1 tRNA gene is annotated in these 303 nt (G+C 45.5%); it reads left to right on the forward strand.

The annotated features are described in order from the left end of the window. The first annotated feature begins 12 nt into the window (after positions 1 to 12). Positions 13 to 89: transfer RNA gene (locus H4J57_RS19675), tRNA-Met, on the forward strand. The last annotated feature ends 214 nt before the right edge of the window (positions 90 to 303 follow it).

The following is a 303-nucleotide window of genomic DNA, read 5'->3' on the forward strand; positions in this document are numbered from 1 at the left end:
AGGACATTCGGACGCGGGATGGAGCAGTCTGGTAGCTCGTCGGGCTCATAACCCGAAGGTCGTCAGTTCAAATCTGGCTCCCGCAACCAACTTAAGATATAAGTATAAAATCAGGTCGTCAGTTCCCTTTCAATTAGATATGGGCTCCGATAACCAACTTACGCTTAAGTATAAAAAGCAAATTCTTAAGTTTGAATTAAAACAACTTGGCTTTCCTAAGAAGGTATTAGGACATTCGGACGCGGGATGGAGCAGTCTGGTAGCTCGTCGGGCTCATAACCCGAAGGTCGTCAGTTCAAATCT

Source organism: Colwellia sp. BRX8-7, from assembly GCF_014077275.1.
Classification (GTDB): Bacteria; Pseudomonadota; Gammaproteobacteria; order Enterobacterales; family Alteromonadaceae; genus Colwellia_A.